This window comes from Flavobacterium psychroterrae (genome assembly GCF_018380615.1).
Classification (GTDB): Bacteria; Bacteroidota; Bacteroidia; order Flavobacteriales; family Flavobacteriaceae; genus Flavobacterium; species Flavobacterium psychroterrae.
Genome location: NZ_JAGYVZ010000015.1, coordinates 1 through 20,520, shown reverse-complemented (window position 1 = coordinate 20,520; position 20,520 = coordinate 1). Strand labels below are relative to the sequence as shown.

General features: G+C 36.1%; 12 protein-coding genes. 11 read left to right on the top strand and 1 reads right to left on the bottom strand.

Going from position 1 to position 20,520, the window contains the following annotated elements:
• Positions 1 to 3: 3 nt before the first annotated feature.
• The 11 genes from KHA90_RS15840 to KHA90_RS15795 all read left to right on the top strand — a co-directional run bounded on the left by KHA90_RS15840 (position 4) and on the right by KHA90_RS15795 (position 20,356).
• A complete protein-coding gene (locus tag KHA90_RS15840) occupies positions 4 to 1,581 on the top strand; it encodes a RagB/SusD family nutrient uptake outer membrane protein (RefSeq protein WP_213302569.1) in 1,578 nt (525 codons plus the stop codon).
• A gap of 20 nt (positions 1,582 to 1,601) precedes the next feature.
• Positions 1,602 to 2,462 carry a hypothetical protein gene (locus KHA90_RS15835; RefSeq protein ID WP_213302556.1) on the top strand — a complete coding sequence of 287 codons (861 nt, stop codon included), beginning with the start codon at positions 1,602 to 1,604 and terminating at the stop codon, positions 2,460 to 2,462.
• Positions 2,463 to 2,555: 93 nt separating this feature from the next.
• The gene (gene galB / locus KHA90_RS15830; RefSeq protein WP_213302553.1) at positions 2,556 to 5,045 is read left to right on the top strand and encodes a beta-galactosidase GalB; all 2,490 of its coding nucleotides are present in this window, start codon (positions 2,556 to 2,558) and stop codon (positions 5,043 to 5,045) included.
• Positions 5,046 to 5,288: 243 nt separating this feature from the next.
• Positions 5,289 to 7,688: a glycoside hydrolase family 31 protein gene (locus tag KHA90_RS15825; RefSeq protein ID WP_213302550.1), complete on the top strand. Its 2,400-nt coding sequence runs from the start codon at positions 5,289 to 5,291 to the stop codon at positions 7,686 to 7,688.
• Between the two features lie 384 nt (positions 7,689 to 8,072).
• Positions 8,073 to 10,076, top strand: coding sequence for a glycoside hydrolase family 97 protein (locus KHA90_RS15820; protein ID WP_213302547.1), 2,004 nt, complete (start codon positions 8,073 to 8,075; stop codon positions 10,074 to 10,076).
• A gap of 107 nt (positions 10,077 to 10,183) precedes the next feature.
• Positions 10,184 to 11,764: a GH39 family glycosyl hydrolase gene (locus KHA90_RS15815; protein WP_213302533.1), complete on the top strand. Its 1,581-nt coding sequence runs from the start codon at positions 10,184 to 10,186 to the stop codon at positions 11,762 to 11,764.
• A gap of 47 nt (positions 11,765 to 11,811) precedes the next feature.
• Positions 11,812 to 14,052 carry a glycoside hydrolase family 3 C-terminal domain-containing protein gene (locus tag KHA90_RS15810; RefSeq protein WP_213302530.1) on the top strand — a complete coding sequence of 747 codons (2,241 nt, stop codon included), beginning with the start codon at positions 11,812 to 11,814 and terminating at the stop codon, positions 14,050 to 14,052.
• 301 nt (positions 14,053 to 14,353) lie between these two features.
• Entirely contained in the window at positions 14,354 to 15,604 is a 1,251-nt protein-coding gene (locus KHA90_RS15805) for a glycoside hydrolase family 5 protein (protein ID WP_213302527.1), read from the top strand.
• A gap of 103 nt (positions 15,605 to 15,707) precedes the next feature.
• Positions 15,708 to 16,694, top strand: coding sequence for a sialate O-acetylesterase (locus KHA90_RS25415; RefSeq protein WP_244860386.1), 987 nt, complete (start codon positions 15,708 to 15,710; stop codon positions 16,692 to 16,694).
• A gap of 234 nt (positions 16,695 to 16,928) precedes the next feature.
• Positions 16,929 to 17,657 carry a sialate O-acetylesterase gene (locus KHA90_RS25410; RefSeq protein WP_244860385.1) on the top strand — a complete coding sequence of 243 codons (729 nt, stop codon included), beginning with the start codon at positions 16,929 to 16,931 and terminating at the stop codon, positions 17,655 to 17,657.
• Between the two features lie 293 nt (positions 17,658 to 17,950).
• A complete protein-coding gene (locus KHA90_RS15795) occupies positions 17,951 to 20,356 on the top strand; it encodes a glycoside hydrolase family 95 protein (RefSeq protein WP_213302524.1) in 2,406 nt (801 codons plus the stop codon).
• A 72-nt stretch (positions 20,357 to 20,428) separates the two neighbouring features.
• On the opposite strand, the gene KHA90_RS15790 is transcribed toward KHA90_RS15795, so the two are convergent.
• Positions 20,429 to 20,520: IS3 family transposase (locus tag KHA90_RS15790; protein WP_210667439.1), on the bottom strand; the 92-nt coding region annotated here is incomplete at its 5' end.

Here is a 20,520-nt window from a genome sequence, read left to right as displayed (position 1 = left end):
ACGATGAAAACATATATAAAATTATTTGCTGTTTCAAGCTTGTTCGTTTTAGGAGCTTGTTCCACTGATTTTTTAGACACAGAACCTTCTACAATTAAAGTAGAAGAGAATTTTTATAAAACTCCTACTGATGCTTACCAGGGATTGGTTGCTATTTATGATGTATTACAGCGCGAAGCTTACGGCGGACCGTTATTGATTAGCGAGCAGGCTTCTGATGATTGTTTTGGAGGATATGGCGTCGCTGATGCACAGGCAGATGTTGAATGGGATCGCTTTTTATTCGTGACCAATAAAGACATGAATACTGATGTTTGGAAAAACTCTTATTTAGGAATTTACAGAGCAAACATTTTATTAGCAAATCTTGATAAAATAAACTGGGGAGCAGACACAACATTAAAAACAAGATACGAAGCAGAAGCCCGTTTTTTAAGAGCACATTTTCATTTTCAGGCAGCAAAAATGTTTGGAGATATCGTTCCTTTAGATCACGTAATCACTTCTAGTGAATTTCAATTGCCAAGACAAGCTGCTGAGGTAACTTATGCACTAATTGCAAATGATTTGAAATTTGCTGCTGATAATTTGAATAATGATAATTACTCTCAAAAAGGAAATGCAAATTACGGACGTATCACAAAATGGGCTGCCGAAGCTTATTTAGCAAGAACCTTTTTGTTCTACACAGATTATTACAAAAAAGCAGATATGGCCGGAGTAGTAACAAAAGCACAAGCTACAGCTTATATTAATGATGTTGTTAGTAATAGCGGACATGGTTTAGTAGCTGATTTTGCTAATCTTTGGCTAGCGGCTTCTTTCGAAAATTTTGCTGGAGAAGACAATACCGAAATGGTTTGGGCAGTTCGTTTCAACGGATCAGGAAAAGGAAACTGGGCTTTAAATGAAGGAAACCGTTTTCAGGTAAATATTGCGCCTCGTGGAGGATCAATTGGTAAATATGCAACAGGTTGGGGTGGAGCAACAGTGAACCCAAAATTATACAATGCATACGAAACTGGAGATACACGCAGAGATGCCACAATTATTGATTTTGCAGCTGAAGGTTTAAACTTTAATGCCGAAGCTAGAGAACAACGTCAATACACCGGATATTCATGGAAAAAATATTGCCCGATTACAGATGCAGCAGGAACAGCAATTGTTGAAATTAACGGAGGGAATTTTCAAATTGATAACTATCAGGATTACGCGATTATTCGTTATGCAGATGTTTTATTAATGGCTGCCGAATTGAATTTAGGTACAAATAATGCATTGGCTCAAGCCGATTTAGATAAAGTTCGTGACCGTGCTTTTAAAAACACAGCACACAGAGTAACAGTTTCAAAAACAGTTATTATGGATGAACGTCGTTTAGAATTAGCACTTGAAGGACAACGTTATTTTGACTTGATCAGACAAGGTGTAGATGTTGCAAAAGCTGCAATCGACAACACCGCAACTGATGCTCAGTTTAATGTGACTTTTAGAACAGCAACTTTAGGCTGGTTGCCATTACCACAATCTCAAATTGTACTTTCTAACGGTACTATTCAACAAAATCCAGGTTGGTAATTAACTCAAAACAATTGATTATGAAACGAATATTATATATAGCAATAGCTGCAATAACCATAGGCTCTGGATTATTTTCCTGCGAGCCTGCAGAAGATCGTGACAGCTTACCGGCTGTAAGTTTAACACCAGAAACAATTAAATTTTCGGTAAAACAAAGTACGGCGAATGAAAACGAAGTAATTTTAAAAAATGAAGATCCAAGTGTCATTGCATATTGGAGATATGTTGACGCAAATGGTAATGAATTAGGACATTCAAACAAAAGCGATGATAAGGTTGTTTTTCCTTTTGCTGGTAAATACACCGTTTATTACACCGCTTACGCAAGAGGAGGTTCTGTTGATGCAGCTCCGGTTGTAATTAATGTTTCTAAAAATGATGAAACCTATTTTAGAGATCCAAAATGGACAATGTTAACTAACGGAGTTGCAGGTAAAACATGGGTTTTAGATTTTATTGATCCTGTAGGATGGGCTGGCTTGGATTTTCCTGAAAACCCAAAAGGTAAAGATTACTGGAACTGGTTTCCGGATTATGCAAGTAATTCATGGGTTATGCCAAGTAAAGACTGGGGAGAAATGCATTTTGATTTAAACGGAAATTATAATACAACCGTAAAACAAACCGCTCTTGCTACAGATGCTCAAACTTCAAAAACAGGAACATATTCATTTGATATTACCAATAATAAGTTAGCTTTTAATGGAGGAGTAGAATTGCTTTACGGAGGAGATTATCACGGTGATGTTACAACCTGGAATAGTGTAAAAGTAGTAGAACTTACTGCCACATCATTAAGATTAGCAGTAATTAGAGATAAAAGTAGAACTGGCGAAGGAATTGCTTTGATCGTTTTTCATTACAAGCCAAAACCATAATTACTTAAAGATATAAAACTGCCGATAGGGGATTGGTAAAGTCACTTATCGGTATGTTTATATTTGTTTTTAAAATAATAAAATCCTCTAGAAATGAAGCATAACAGAAAATATTTAAATAGTGGATTACCATTATTAATGCTAATCGGAATTATCTTGCTGGGTTCATGCAGCAAAAAAGAAGATGCTTTCGACAACCGCAAAGTTTCTTTTAATTCAGATTGGAGTTTTCATTTAAATGATAGCATAAAAGATAATGATACTATTGGAACTTCAACTAAATGGAGAACTTTAAACGTTCCTCATGATTGGAGTATCGAAGGAAAATTTGATGAAAAAAGTCCTGCCGGATATGGAGGCGGAGCGCTTAACGGAGGCTTAGGCTGGTATAAGAAAACGTTTAAAATAAATGCTTCTGATAGCAGTAAAGTAATATCAATAACCTTTGATGGTGTTTACAAAGACAGCGAAGTTTGGGTAAACGGACATTATTTAGGAAAACGTCCAAACGGATATATTGGTTTTCAATATGATATGTCACCTTACTTAAATTACGCAGACAAAAACAATGAAATTATTGTAAAGGTTGACAATTCAAAACAACCCAATTCACGCTGGTATTCAGGATCAGGAATTTTTAGAAATGTCTGGATCGAAACCACTGACAAATTACACGTTGCACAATGGGGAACTTATATTACAACCCCAAAAGTTACTGCTCAAAAAGCTTCGGTACATTTTGAAACTACAATTCAGAATCAAAATTCAGCTTCAAAAAAGGCAACAGTAACAACCACTATTTTTAAAGAAGATACAAAAGTAACATCCGTTACACAAAATATAACCATTGCAGCAAATGCAAACCAAACGATTAAACAAGAAACTCAGGTTGAAACGCCAGTTTTATGGTCTGTAGAAAAACCTGAATTGTACACAGCAGTTACAGAAATTTCAGTAGATGATAAAATTGTTGATCAATACAAAACTAATTTCGGAATCAGAGATTTTAAGTTTGATCTTGATAAAGGTTTTATTTTAAACGGAAAACAAGTAAAAATAAAAGGAGTTTGTTTACATCACGATTTAGGTCCGTTAGGTTCTGCAATTAATACCCGCGCCATTGAACGTCAGTTAGAAATCCTGAAAGAAATGGGTGTAAACGGAATCAGAACTTCTCATAATCCGCCCGCTCCGGAACTTTTAGACCTTTGCGATAAAATGGGTTTTATTGTAATGGACGAAGCTTTTGATATGTGGAAACAAACCAAAACCAAATACGACTACGGAAATGATTGGGACAAATGGCACAAGAAAGATTTAATCGATCAATTGCTTCGCGACCGCAATCATGCCAGCATTTTTATCTGGAGTATTGGTAATGAAATTCCGGAACAATGGAACGAAAAAGGGGTTGAAATTGCCAAAGAATTAGCAGCAATTACACGTCAATACGATAAAACACGTCCGTTGACCGCAGCGATGAATCCGCCGGTAAACATGAATATTGATGACGTAACGTTACAATTCGAAAAGAATAATGTACAAATTAATCCACTTGCCGCATCTGGCGTTTTAGATTTAATTGGTTACAATTATGCGCATCAAACATATGAATATCATAAAAAGAATTTCCCAAATACACCTTTTATAGCAACAGAAACAACTTCAGGTTTACAAACCCGTGGTTATTATGATGCCGTTTCAGACACTATTAAAAAATGGCCGGTACGTTGGGATCTTAAATTTACAGAAGGAAATCCAAATAATACAGTTTCAGCTTACGATCAGGTACAAACGCCGTGGGGTTCAACACACGAAGCGACCTGGAAAGTAATTAAAAAACACGATTATCTTTCCGGAATGTACATCTGGACAGGTTTCGATTATATCGGAGAACCAACGCCATACGAATGGCCGTCAATCAGTTCTTATTTTGGAATTGTAGATTTAGCCGGTTTCCCTAAAGATGTATATTATATGTACCAAAGCGAATGGACAGACAAAAACGTTCTGCACATTTTCCCGCATTGGAACTGGAAAGCAGGACAAACCGTTGATGTCTGGGCATATTACAATAATGCTGATGAGGTTGAACTTTTCCTTAACGGAAAATCAGTAGGAACTCGCAGTAAAAAAGGCGAAGATTTACACGTAATGTGGAGAATTCCATTTCAACCCGGAACACTAAAAGCAATTTCCCGTAAAAACGGAAAAACAGTTCTGGAAACCGAAATTAAGACAGCCGGAAATCCATCAAAATTAAAATTAACCGCAGACAGAAGTACGATAAAAGCAGACGGAAATGATTTGTCATTTGTAACCGTAGATATTTTAGACGAAAAAGGAACTTTGGCACCAAATGCAAATAACGAAATTAACTTCTCATTAAAAGGAAAAGGAAAAATCGTAGGCGTTTGCAGCGGAGATCCGGTAAGTCACGAATCTTATAAAGGTTCAAAACATACCGCGCTTAACGGAAAATGTTTAGTTATTATTCAATCTGATAATACAACAGGAAGATTAGAATTAACCGCTAAAGCGAATGGATTAAAACCAGCCACAATTGTAATTACAGCAGAATAAATAACCATTGCGGTAAATTTTTAACACATAGAAACATAGATTTAGTTGGTTCGTAAATAGGCGTTTCACTTGCATTAACACATCCCGATAGCTATCGGGACTATGTGAAAAGAAATGTGTTTCTTTTTTGTATTCTTTATACAGATAAAAAACTATGTTTCTATGTGTTAAATGTTTTTTTGCTACTCAGAATCGACATATTAAAATATTATTTTGAATAAAAGTCATCACTAAATTAAACCAATGAAAAACTCACAACTAAAAGCATTATTTTCGCTCTTTATGTTTGGATTATTGCTTTCGCCAAAAGCGTCTGCACAAATTCAAAACGCCGATGTGCTAAATGCTCCAATAGATATCAGCAAAGATTTTCAGAATTATCTGAACACTTTTTATTTTGCCGATGAGCTAACCGGTTTTGATCCTGCAACAGGAAAAGGAACGATAAAGTATTTAAGATACAACTATAAAACACGTCAGGCTTTCAACAATATGATGATGAAACCTGATGTCGAGAAACCAAACGAATTTCCAACAACAGAATACGACGTTTCTCCTGAATTGCCTTTCGAGATTCAGTTTGTATCTGATAGAACCATCAGAATAAAAACGACTTCAGGACCACAATTTCATCCTCAAAAAGAGTCTTTAATGCTGGTTAATGGTGTTGCGCCAAATCATCCTGAATTATGGAAATATTCTAAAATCGAAGGCGGACACAAATATACCAGTAAACATGGAGTTGTTGAGATATTATCAAAACCATGGCACGTAAAAATTTATGATGAAACCGGAAAATTATTGACAAGTACGCTGCATGATTCTGATTTTAAAAACACCTATACACCAACACTTCCGTTCTCGTATGTGCGCAGAAACAGCGATTATTCCAGAAGTATGGGCGCGGCTTTTAGCTTAGAACCAGATGAAAAAATATTTGGTTGTGGAGAATCTTTCACGCAATTCAACAAACGCGGGCAAAAAGTTGTTCTTTGGACAGATGACGCAAACGGAATCCAGAATGAAACGATGTACAAGCCAATTCCGTTTTACATGAGCAGCCGCGGTTACGGAGTTTTCATGCACCACTCAACACCAATTACAGTTGACTTTGGAAAATATTTTTCAAGCGCCAACGAAATGTATATTGGAGATGATGAAGCCGATTTGTTTTTCTTTATCGGAGAACCCAAAGACGTTTTAGACCAATATACAGATTTGACTGGAAAAGCCGCCATGCCACCACTTTGGTCGTTTGGTTTCTGGATGAGCCGAATCACTTATTTCTCTGAAAAAGAAGGCCGAGATGTGGCAAAAGATTTACGTAAATATAAAATTCCAACAGATGTAATTCATTTTGATACCGGTTGGTTTGATGTAGACTGGAGAAACAATTATGAGTTTGCAAAAGCACGTTTCCCGGATGCTACAAAAATGATGTCAGATTTGAAGAAAGACGGTTTTGAGGTTTGTTTATGGCAATTGCCTTATTTCACACCAAAAAACACCTTATTTCCTGAAATCATGGAAAAAAACTTAGCCGTAAGAGACCGCAAAGGAAATCTTCCGTATGAAGATGCTGTTTTGGATTTCTCAAATCCGGAAACAGTAACCTGGTATCAGGCAAAATTAAAAAAATTATTCGATCAGGGTGTTTCAGTTTTCAAAGTTGATTTTGGAGAAGCAGCACCGCCAGACGGAATTTATCATTCAGGAAGAACCGGTTTTTACGAACACAATTTATACCCGTTACGATACAATAAGGCTGTAGCCGAAATTACTCAAAAAGAAAAAGGTTATACTTTAATCTGGGCAAGAAGTACCTGGGCAGGATCTCAGCGTTACCCGTTACATTGGGGAGGAGATTCTGAAACTTCAAACGGCGCAATGTCGGCAGAATTGCGTGGCGGACTTTCATTAGGTCTAAGCGGATTCAGTTTCTGGAGTCATGACGTAGGAGGATTTGCAACAAAATCACCAGAGAATTTGTACAGAAGATGGGCGCCTTTCGGGATGTTTACTTCACACGTAAGAAGCCACGGAGAACCTCCGCGCGAACCTTGGTTGTATAGCAAAGATTTTCTTGAAGGATTTAGAAAAGCAGATAATATGCGTTACGAATTAATGCCATATATCTACGCTCAGGCAAAAGAAAGTTCACAAAAAGGATTACCAATGATGCGCGCTTTATTTGTAGAATATCCAAATGATCCGGGCGCATGGTTAGTGGACAATGAATATTTATTTGGATCAAGTATCTTAGTTGCGCCACTTTTTGAAGAAGTAACAGAAAGAGACGTTTATCTTCCGGAAGGAACGTGGATTGATTACCAAACCAAAAAAGTATACCAATCAGGCTGGCATAAAATCAAAGCCGGAGAAGTGCCAATTGTAGTTTTAGTAAAAGACGGAACAGCTTTGCCCCACATCGCTTTAGCACAATCTACAAAAGATATGGATTGGAGTAAATTAACACTAAAAGTATATGCAAGCGATAAAACAACTTCGGCGACAGCCAAAGTATTTTTACCGGACGGAGATGCAGTACAAGAAATAAAAGTAACCAAAAACGGAAACAATTTTGACGTAACTTCAAACCCATTTCAAGGAAAAACGACTCTGAAAACGGAGTGGGTAAAATAAAAAGTTATGCCACAGATTAAAATAATTATTACTCTCGCAGATTTAGCAGATCATGCAGATTTTTTAATCTTCAAAATCAGTGAAAAAAATTGAGCCACGGATTGCACAGATTAAAAGGATTAAAAATTTAGAATTAAAAATTAAAAATCCGCTCAATCTGCCAGATCTGCGAGAAAAAATAAACCCACAGGAAATAAAGAAATCATTTAGAATCTTTTAATCTGTGGCAAAAACAGTCAAAATAAATTCGCGATAATTCGTGCAATTCGTGGCAAAAAAAACATCCCAACTTAGGATAAAAAATAAGTTTTTGTTGAGTTTCTAAATCGGGTGAAAGCACAAGCAACACCCGATTTATTAAAAATGAATTAAGAAAAAAATATCATGAAAAATTACCTCATTCTTCCCGCTTTAATCCTTTCAGTTTCGATAGGATACAGTCAGAAAAATAAAAATGCTTATGAATTGGCATCGCCAAACGGGCAAAACAAAATCAAATTTGAGTTAGTAAAAAACGCTCCAAAATATGCGGTATCACACGGAAAAACCGAAGTGATAACGCCATCAGACATGGGATTTTTACTGAAAGGAAATGAAAACTTAAGCACAGATTTCGAAATCAAAAGCGTGAAAAATTCCACTTTTGATGAAACCTGGGAACAAGTTTGGGGAGAAAAGAAAAACATCAGAAATCACTACAATCAGTTATCAGTTCAATTACAGCAAAAAGCAGGAAACAAACGTAAGTTAGAAATTCAGTTTCGTGCGTTTGATGACGGAATCGCGTTTAGATATGTGTATCCAAAACAAAGTGTAAAAGATAGTATTTTCATTATGGATGAAAAAACGACTTTTAACCTAAAAGAAGATGGAAAAGCATGGTGGATTCCGGCAAACAGAGAAAACCGTGACGAATATCTTTTTAAAGATGCTCCGGTAAGTACTTTGGATACCGTTTTGACTCCATTAACGATCGAAAGCAAAAGCGGATTAGCCTTAAGTTTTCACGAAGCAAATTTGGTTGATTTCGCCAGTATGACTTTGGTCAACACAACCGGAACACAATTAAAATCTGATTTAGTGCCGTGGGCTGATGGTGTAAAAGTTCGTGTAAAAGACACGTTTACATCTTCTTGGAGAACACTTCAAATAGGAGAAAATCCATCAGAATTAATTACATCTTATTTGATTTTAAATCTTAATGATCCAAACAAATTAAAAAACACAGATTATTTCAAACCATACAAATACTTCGGGATTTGGTGGGGAATGCACATTGGGAAATATACTTTTTGGGAAAGCGACAAACAAGGCGCAACAACCAAACATGCCGAAGAATATATCGATTTTACAGCAAAAGAAGGATTTCATCATTTACTAATCGAAGGATGGAATAAAGGCTGGACACCAGCTTGGTACGAAAACCACATGCACATGTTTAGTTTTACAAAAAGTGCTGATAATTTCGATTTAGAAAAAGTAGTAGAATACGGAAACAAAAAAGGCGTAGCATTAATTGGTTACCACGAAACAGGTTCAAACTTAATTAACTATTTAAAAGAAGTTGACGAAGGTTTTGCATTGTACAAAAAACTTGGAATGCACTCAGTTAAAATTGGACATGTAGGTTCAAAATTAAACATGAAGCAAAATCACTTCGGACAATTTGGAGTGAATTATTTCAGATATATTTTAGAAAAAGCAGCTCAATATGATTTAGCCGTTTTGTACCACGAATCAATAAAAGATACCGGAGAACGCAGAACTTTCCCGAACATGGTTTCGAGAGAAGCAGCACGAGGTCAAGAATATAACGCGTGGAGCGAAGGAAATCCGCCAAACCACTTGACAATTCTTCCATTCACCAGATTGCTTTCAGGACCAATGGATTTTACACCTGGAATTTTTGATGTTGAGGTAAAACAAGGTTTCCCCGGAAAAAGAGTTCACGGAACAGCAGCACAACAATTGGCATTGTATGTAACAATTTATGCACCAATCCAGATGATGGCGGATCTTCCTGAAAATTACGAAGGAAAACCGGCATTACAATTCTTAAAAGATGTTCCAACAGATTGGCAAGAAACTAAAGTTTTAGAAGGAAAAATTGGAGAATACATTACAACTGTTCGTAAAGATATAAATAGTGCCGACTGGTATTTAGGAACAATTACAAATGAAAACGCAAGAGACGTAAATGTTTCATTATCATTTTTAGATCCAACTGCAACTTACGAAGCTCAGATTTATGCTGACGCCGAAGGAACTGATGAAACGCATAATCCATCAGCAATAGCAATTTCTAAGAAAACCGTTAAAGCTTCAGATTCACTAAAATTACATTTAGGCGGAGCAGGAGGAACAGCAATTAGATTTAAAAAACTATAAAATATAGATAAAGATTGTCGATGTAGATTGTCAAACCCGACAGGTTTTTAAAACCTGTCAGGTTTAATAACACAACGATTAACATAATTCAAGAAAACCATTTTCAAATGAAAAACTTTTCAGCAATATTATTAATTTCATTACTTCTAAACAATATCATTTTGTTTGGACAAAACAACAATGCTGAAAACAGAATCATAAAAGTCGATTACAATAAAACATCTGGACAATTAAACACAATGTTTAAAGAATGTATTGGAGCCGGAAGAGCAAACGAAGGTTTACGTGCCGATTGGCAACAGCAATTGGCGATGACCAAACAAGAATGTGATTTTAAATACATTAGAATGCACGGTTTATTGTCTGATGATATGGCAGTTTATACCGAAGATTCAAAAGGAAATCCACAATATAATTACCAATATATTGATGCTTTGTATGATTTTCTTATAAGTATTAAAATTAAACCTTTTGTTGAATTGGGATTTATGCCATCAGCATTAGCAAGTGGAAGTCAGACTATTTTTTGGTGGAAAGGAAACGTAACTCCTCCAAAAGATTATAAAAAATGGGAAGATTTAATTCGAAATTTGACCCAACATTTCACAGAACGTTACGGAGCCGAAGAAGTAAAAACATGGTATTTTGAAGTTTGGAACGAGCCCAATTTATCTCCGGGTTTCTGGACAGGAACACAACAGGAATATTTCAAATTATACGAATATGCAGCACGCGGAATAAAAACTGTAAATGCGGCTTATAAAGTTGGTGGTCCTGCAACTGCCGGAGCAGCTTGGGTTCCGGAAACAATTGAATTTTGCACCAAAAATAATGTTCCTCTAGATTTTATTTCGACACATACTTACGGCGTAAAACAAGGGTTTCTGGATGAATTTGGGACTTCGGGAACAATTCTGAATAAAGACGAAGCAAGTATAAGTGGCGATGTGATAAATTCCCGTAAACAAATTTCAAATTCGGCTAAGCCAAAATTAGAATTGCATTACACAGAATGGAGTTCTTCATATACGCCGGCAGATCCTGTTCATGACAGTTATCATTCGGCAGCTTATATTTTGCAAAAGCTAAAACAAGTTGGCAATGCGGCAAACTCCATGTCGTATTGGGTTTTCACTGATATTTTTGAAGAAGCAGGTCCAAGATTCACTCCTTTTCACGGTGGTTTTGGATTATTAAATACGCAGGGAATCAAAAAACCGGCTTATTTTTCTTATTCATTTTTGAATAAATTAGGAGAAACAGAACTTCAAAATAAAGACACTTCTTCGTGGACAAGTAAAAATTCAAAAGGCGATGTTCAATTGTTGTTTTGGGATTTTACCAATACACATCCCGGAGATTCAATAAATAATCAGGCATATTACATTCAGGATTTACCTGCGAAACCAAAAGGAAGCGTAAAAATTGAAGTAGAAGGATTGCAAAAAGGAACCTACAAATTAGAAATTTACAAAGTGGGTTACAAAGTAAATGACGCTTACGCAGATTATCTGTCGATGGGAAAACCAAGTCAGTTAAATCGTGAACAATTAAAAAAGATAAAAGAAAAAAATAACGGAGCAATAATCGCTACAGAAAAAGTGACTATTTCTGCAAAAGGAAATTATAGTACATCATATAAAATTAATGAGAACGACGTGGTTTTGTTCAATTTTGTAAAACAATAATTTCCTAGAAAAACGAATTCCAAAAAACTAAAATAAATTTATTAAGCATGAAAAACAAAATCATATACCTGTCAGCAGCATTGGTTTTTGCACTTTTTACATCTTGCAAAAATGAAGCAAAAAGCGAATTAAGCGCTGATTCTGGTGAAGCAAAAGAGTATAAAGGAAAAGAAATTGGATCGGAATTTGATGCCGAAATCGATAAGCTGGTTGCTCAAATGACATTGGAAGAAAAAATAGGAATGTTGCACGGGAACAGCATGTTTACTTCCGGCGGTGTAAAACGTTTGGGAATTCCGGAACTTAAAATGGCCGATGGACCGCTTGGAGTTCGTGAAGAAATCTCTCGTGATAACTGGGCTCCGGCAGGATTAACAAATGATTTTGCAACCTATTATCCTGCAGGTGGAGGATTAGCCGCAACTTGGAATGCTGAAATGGCATATACATTTGGGAATAGTCTGGGACAGGAAATGCGTGCAAGAGATAAAGACATGTTGCTTTCACCGGCAATTAATATTGTGAGAACGCCGCTTGGAGGAAGAACTTACGAATATATGTCTGAAGATCCGTTTTTGAACAAAAAAATTGCGGTGCCGTTAATTGTTGGTTTACAAGATAATGATGTTATGGCTTGCGTAAAACACTTCGCAGCAAACAACCAGGAAACCAATCGTGATTTTGTCGATGTACAAATAGACGAACGTACATTACGTGAAATTTATCTTCCGGCATTTGAAGCTTCAATAAAAGAAGCTCATGCGTATAGCGTAATGGGCGCTTACAATAAATTTCGAGGAGAATATTTATGTGAAAACGATTATATGCTAAATAAAATCCTTCGTGACGAATGGGGATTTAAAGGTGTTGTAGTTTCAGATTGGGCTGCGGTACATTCAACTGTAAAATCTCTAAAAAGCGGATTAGATATTGAAATGGGAACACCAAAACCATTCAATGAATTTTTTCTTGCCGATAAATTAATCGCTGCTGCAAAAAGCAAAGAAATCTCAGAAGCTGAATTGGATATTCACGTAAAAAGAATTTTACGCACATTATTTCAGGTAAAAGCAATGGGCGGAAAAGAGCGTGCAAAAGGAAGCATCTCAACCGAAGCACATTATCAGGACGCTTATAAAATCGCTGCCGAAGCAATTGTGTTATTGAAAAATGAAAACAATGCATTGCCATTAAAATTAGACGGAGTAAAATCTATCGCGGTAATTGGAAACAACGCAACGAAGAAAAACGCTCTTGGCGGATTTGGTGCAGGAGTGAAAACCAAAAGAGAAGTTACACCACTTGAAGGTTTAAAAAACAGATTGCCATCCTCAATAAAAATCAATTATGCTGAAGGATATTTAGAGCGTTACGACGAGAAAAATAAAGGAAACTTAGGAAATATTACTTCAAATGGTCCTGTAACAATCGATCAGTTAGATCCGGCAAAATTACAAGAAGCGATTGAAGCAGCTAAAAAATCTGATGTAGCGATTATTTTTGCAGGTTCAAACCGTGATTATGAAACAGAAGCTTCTGACCGTAGAAATTTAAAATTACCATTTGGACAAGAAGAATTAATCCAGAAAGTATTAGCCGTAAACCCAAAAACAATTGTCGTTTTTGTTGCCGGAGCGCCATTTGATATTGATGCTGTAAGCAAAAAATCTTCAGCTGTAGTTTGGAGTTGGTTTAATGGTTCTGAAGGAGGAAATGCTTTGGCAGATGTAATTTTAGGAAAAGTAAATCCGTCAGGAAAATTACCGTGGACAATGCCTAAAACCATTATGGATTCTCCAGCGCATGCAACAAACAGTTTCCCCGGAGGAAAAACAGTAAATTATGCCGAAGGAATTTTAGTAGGATACCGCTGGTTTGACACTAAAAATATTGCGCCGTTATTCCCTTTCGGATTTGGATTGTCTTACACTACTTTTGCTTTTGATAATGCAAAGACCGATAAAACTTCTTATGCTCAAAACGAAACAATCACAGTTTCTGTTGATGTGAAAAACACAGGAAAGATTGATGGAAAAGAAGTCGTTCAGTTGTATACTTCAAAATCAGATTCAAAAATCACACGTGCTGCACAAGAATTAAAAGGTTTCCAAAAAATATTGGTAAAATCAGGAAGTTCAAATACAGTAACAATTAAAGTTCCGGTAAAAGAATTGGCTTATTACGATGTTGCTACTAAAAAATGGACAGTTGAGCCAGGAAAATATACGTTGAAATTAGGAAACTCTTCCAGAGATATTAAAAAAGAAGTTGTTGTAACTATTAAATAAAGGTTGAAACAATAATGCTCTTTAATTTTTATTAAAGAGCATTATTTTAATCCGTTAGGTGTTTTTTTTAAACACATAGAAACATAGAATTATTGAACTCAAAAAAGGCGTTTCACTTGTATTAACACATCCCGAGGCTTATGGACTATGTGTGAGAAACGAGTTTCTTTTTCATTACTTTTTTCAAAATCATAAAATCTATGTTTCTATGTGTTTAAAATTTTTAGGTAATGGGTTATTTTAATAAATAAAAATGAATTGCGTGAATTAAACTGATAATTAACTATTTAAACCAAACCAAATGAAAAATAATATTAAAACTTATCTTTTTAGTGCTATTTTATCCTTGTCATTTTTAAGTATTTTGGCATGCAGTTCTGATAAGGATGCAGAAGTAAAAGCGGAAGCACAAACACAAAAAGTTGCTGCTGCGGGATTATATCCAAGTTACAATACAAATCCGCTTCCGGCTGATGCGTCAGGAATGGCAAGTACAGCCGTACAATTAGCTGCAAAAATCAAATTGGGCTGGAATATTGGGAATACTTTAGAAGCAACCGGTGGAGAAACTGCCTGGGGAAATCCAAAAGTGACAAAAGCCTTAATCGATGCCGTTAAAGCAAATGGTTTTAATGCAATCAGAATTCCGTGTTCATGGAATCAGAATTTAGAAAATTCGGCTACAGCCAAAATTAAAACCGAATGGCTAAACAGAGTTAAAGAAGTCGTGCAATATTGCGTTGATAATAATATGTACGTTGTCGTGAACATTCACTGGGACGGCGGATGGCTTGAAAATAATATTACCGAAGCCAAAAAAGTAGAAAATAACGCGAAACAAAAAGCATTCTGGGAACAAATTGCAACACATTTACGAGGATTCGACGAACATTTGCTTTTTGCTAGCGCCAATGAACCGGCGGTTGAAGATGCAGTACAAATGGCAGTTTTAACTTCGTACCATCAAACTTTTATTGATGCCGTTCGTTCTACAGGAGGAAAAAATGCCAATCGCGTTTTAGTAATTCAGGGACCAACAACAGACATCGAAAAAACAAACAAACTAATGCTGACTTTACCAACGGATAAAGTAGCAAACAAAATGATGGTGGAAGTACATTATTATGCGCCGTGGAATTTTGCCGGTTTAACCAAAGATGAATCCTGGGGAAAAATGTTTTATTATTGGGGATCAGGTTTTCATTCGACTACAGAATTGGATCGAAATGCAAGTTTTGGAGAAGAAGCAGATCTTTCAAAAAACTTCAAATTAATGAAAACGCAATTTGTTGATAAAGGAATTCCGGTATTACTGGGAGAATTTGGAGCAATTCGCAGAACGACTTTAACCGGAAATTCATTGACATTACATTTAAATTCAAGAGCTTACTATTTAAAAACGGTGGTAAAAACAGCCAAAGCAAATGGATTATTACCTTTTTATTGGGATGAAGGAAGTCTAGGTGATAAAGGATTCGGAATCTTTAACAGAAGTAATAATACTGTTTTTGATACTCAGGCATTAACTGCTTTGAAAGAAGGATTACAGTAATAAAAAACAAATTCACTATATAAGTGATATAAGTAAATATAAGTTTATTCGCAAACAAAACTTATATTTACTTATATCACTTACATGGTTTAAAAACATAACGATGAAAAAAATAATTGTCTTTATCATGTTGATATTTAGTGTTTTTACGAATGCTAATGTAAGAATGCCTTTAATATTTTCTGACGGAATGGTGTTGCAACGCAACAAAGAAATTCCAATTTGGGGTTGGGGTGATATAAATGAAAAAGTTGAGGTACATTTTAACAAGCAAACCAAAACCGTTCAGGCTGATAAAGATGGAAAATGGATGATAAAACTTTCTGCTGAAAAAGCCGGAGGACCATTTGAATTAATTATTTCAGGAAAAAACAAAATCATTATCAAAGATGTTTTAGTGGGTGAAGTCTGGATTTGCAGCGGACAATCGAATATGGAATTTCAGATGTACAAAACCATGAATTCCGAAAAAGAAATGGCAGATTCAAATTATCCTATGATTCGTCATTTTGGAGTCGCGCAGGATTTAAGCGGAACGCCAAAAGACTATTTAAAAGCCGGAAAATGGGCAGTTGCCAATAAAGAAAATATTCGTGACTTTACAGCCGCAGGTTTTTTCTTCGCCAAGAAATTATACGCTGAACTAAAAATCCCAATCGGAATTATTAATACTTCCTGGGGCGGAACCAACGTAGAAACCTGGACTAGTCGTGAAGCTTTCGAAAAAAGCAATGATTTCAAAGCCATGATTGCAAATGTTCCTCAGGTTGATATGGATGCTGTTTTTGAAGTGTACAAAAAATCGGTTCTTGATAATATAAAGAAAGTTCAGGGGTTTGATGTTTCAATGGAAAATGAAAACCAATTCAAAAATTTCAATTTTGACGATAAAAACTGGCCGGAAATTAAAGTGCCATCTTTATGGGAAAACCAGCAAATAGGCAATATCGATGGCGTTGTCTGGATGCGAAAAACAATTGTTTTAACCGCTGAACAAGCCAAATCTGAAGCCGTTTTACATCTTTCAAAAGTAGACGATGAAGATATCACGTATGTAAATGGCGTTGAAGTAGGAACAAACAAAATCTGAGAAGCATTAAGAGTTTATAAAATTCCCGCAGGAACTTTAAAAGAAGGCAAAAACGTAATCTCCGTAAGAATTGCAGATTATTCAGGCGGCGGCGGAATCTACGGAGATTCAGCCGACTTAAAAATCCAATTCAAAGACACTAATATTCTGCTTGAAGGACTTTGGAAATTTAATGTTGTTCAGGTAAAAATCGAAGTTTCGCCTAACAGTTATCCATCGTTATTATACAATGCAATGGTAAATCCGCTGGTTCCGTATGCTTTTCAGGGCGTTTTATGGTATCAGGGCGAAGCAAATGTTTGGCGTGCAAAAGAATACAAAAAATCATTTCCGCTAATGATCAACGATTGGCGAACAAAATGGAATCAAGCCGATTTTCCTTTCTATTTTGTGCAATTATCGACTTTCAACGAGTTCAACGGCAATAGCAAAGTTGGCAGCCGTTGGGCAGAACTTCGCGAAGCACAACTTGAAACTTTAAAATTAAAAAATACCGGAATTGTAGTAACCACAGATATTGGCAACGCAAAAGACATTCACCCAACAAATAAACAAGACGTCGGATTACGTTTAGCGGCTATTGCGCTAAATAATGTTTACGGAAAAAAGCAAGTTTATAGCGGACCAACTTTTAAATCTCAGGAAATAAAAGGAAACGAAATAATCCTTACTTTCGACAATCTAGGAAGTGGATTATCAACGTCTGACAATTCAGAAAACGTAAAAGGATTCGAAATCGCCGGAGCCGACAAAGTTTTTCATTCGGCGAAAGCCACAATTAAAAACAACAAAATATTCGTCTCCAGCGAAAATGTAAAAAATCCAGTTTCCGTTCATTACGGTTGGGCAGACGACGATAGCGAAATCAATCTTTTCAACAAAGAAAAATTTCCCGCATCGCCATTCAGAACCGATAATTGGGAAATGATTACGGCAAACGAGAAATATAAAGTGAGTAAATAAGTTAAAGATAAAATGTGAAAAGTTCCGTTTTAATGACTTATTTTGAGATGATCATCAGGGCGTGACCGTACTTACAAAAGGCGCTATTTAACAAACCGCTTATGTGCGCCTTTCGCAAATCCGGTCGGGCTATCCACACTACTTCGGTAGTTTGCTCCTATCCCTCACGCGCGCATATTGAGGATACTAAACCTGACGAAAATTTTATAAAAGAGTTCTGGAGGAACGACATGTTTATAGCATAGGAATGGCATATATTTAACGGAATTAATTCAAAATCAAAAAAGGAATAAATGAAATCAAACCTAAAAAAAACATTTCTCATTTTACTATTCACCTTTTTCTGCCTAAACATAACGGCGCAATCCAATCATGTTTTATGGTACAATCAACCTGCAGAATTTTTTGAAGAAAGTCTTGTTTTAGGAAACGGAAAAATGGGAGCAACTGTTTTTGGCGGTGCAAATTCAGATAAAATTTATTTGAACGACGCCACACTTTGGTCGGGTGAACCCGTAAATGCCAACATGAATCCGGACGCCTACAAAAACATTCCGGAAATTCGTGAAGCGCTTAAAAACGAAAACTACAAACTAGCCGACGAATTAAACAAAAAAATAGAAGGCAAAAACTCCGAATCCTATTCGCCTTTAGGAACATTAGAAATCAACAATTCCGAAAAAGGAAAAGCTGTCAATTATCATCGCGAACTGGATATTTCGAATGCGGTTTCAAAAGTGAGTTATGAAATGAACGGTGTAAAATTTACCCGGGAATATTTTGTTTCGGCACCGGACCAAATCATGGTAATCAAATTAACCAGCGATCACAAAGGAGGTTTGAATTTTGATATTAATTTAAAGAGTTTATTAAAATCAAACGTCGAAGTAAGAAATAATACTTTGATAATGACTGGTTCTGCGCCAATTCATGAAAATGCCGGATATACTGTTTTGCCAAAATACCTTGACATAAAAGAAAGAGGAACAAAATTCACCACTTTAATCCAAATCAAAAAAACGGACGGAAAAATTACAAATTCGAGAGAAACTTTAATCTTAAAAGATGCCACAGAAGCAATTATTTATGTTTCTGTTGCAACAAGCTTTAATGGTTTTAACAAAAATCCCGTAACCGAAGGTTTAGACGATATAACAATTGCATTGCAAAACCTGAACAAAGCATTTGCAAAACCGTTTGATCAATTAAAAGAATCCCATATTGCCGATTATCAAAAATTCTACAATCGCCTTACTTTAGATTTAGGCAAAACAACCGCTCCGGATTTACCAACAGACGAACGTTTATTGCGCTACGCTGATGGTAAAGAAGATAAAAACCTTGAAATCCTCTATTTCAATTTCGGACGTTATCTATTAATTAGCTCTTCAAGAACTTTGGGCGTTCCTGCCAATTTACAAGGTATTTGGAATCCGCATTTAAATGCACCGTGGAGCAGTAATTATACAATGAATATTAATCTCGAAGAAAATTATTGGCTAGCTGAAAACACCAATCTTTCAGAGATGCATTTGCCGCTTTTGAGCTTTATCAAAAATCTTTCGGTAACCGGAAAAGTTACGGCAAAGACTTTTTATGGAGTAAATGAAGGCTGGGCTTCAGCACACAATTCAGATATTTGGGCAATGACCAATCCGGTTGGGCAATTCGGAAAAGAAGATCCAAGTTGGGCTTGCTGGCCATTATCAGGCGCCTGGTTAAGTACGCATATTTGGGAACATTATGTTTTTAGCCAAGATAAAAATTACTTAAAAAGCGAAGGATATCCAATCATGAAAGGGGCAGCACAATTCTTTTTCGGCTGGATGATTCTGGATAAAAACGGAAATTTAATCACATCGCCATCCACTTCTCCGGAAAATAAATACATTGCCCCAGACGGATTTATTGGAGCAACTATGTACGGCGGAACAGCAGATTTAGCGATGATTAGAGAATGTTTTGAAAAAACGATCAAAGCCTCAAAAGTTTTAAATACAGATGCTGATTTTCGTGCAAAATTAGAAACGGCGCTTGCAAAATTTCATCCGTATAAAATTGGTAAAAAAGGAAATTTGCAAGAATGGTATTTCGATTGGAATGATGAAGATCCCAAACATCGCCATCAATCTCAATTATTCGGACTTTTTCCCGGTGATCATATCACGCCCGAGAAAACGCCTGATTTAGCCGAAGCTTCTAAGAAAACTTTAGAAATAAAAGGCGATGAAACCACAGGTTGGTCAAAAGGCTGGAGAATCAATCTTTGGGCAAGACTTTGGGACGGAAATCGTGCCTATAAAATGTTCCGTGAATTATTAAAATACGTAGATCCGGACGGAAAAAAAACAGAAACGCCGAGAAGAGGAGGAGGAACCTATCCGAATTTATTCGACGCGCATCCGCCATTTCAAATTGATGGAAATTTTGGAGGAGCCGCAGCTGTTGCCGAAATGCTGATTCAGTCAGACGAAAACGAAATCAGATTATTACCTGCTTTACCGGATGCCTGGGAAACAGGTTCTGTGAAAGGAATTTGCGCCCGCGGAGGATTTGAAATCGAAATGAACTGGGAAAATAAAATCCTGAAGAGAGTTTCCGTTTTCTCTAAAAACGGAGGTAAAACAACTTTGATAAATGGAGATAAAAAACAAAATATCGTTTTGAAAAAAGGCGAAAAACATGAAATAAACTGGTAAAAAAAATCTAAACGCATCTATGTCAAACCCGACAGGTTTGGACTGCACCCAAAAGTTTAGACGAATTTATAATTAAATTTGATAATAATGAGCTCGATATTGTATCGGGCTCATTCCTTTTAGATTAAGTTTTATTCGATCATTATTATAATAGTCTATATATT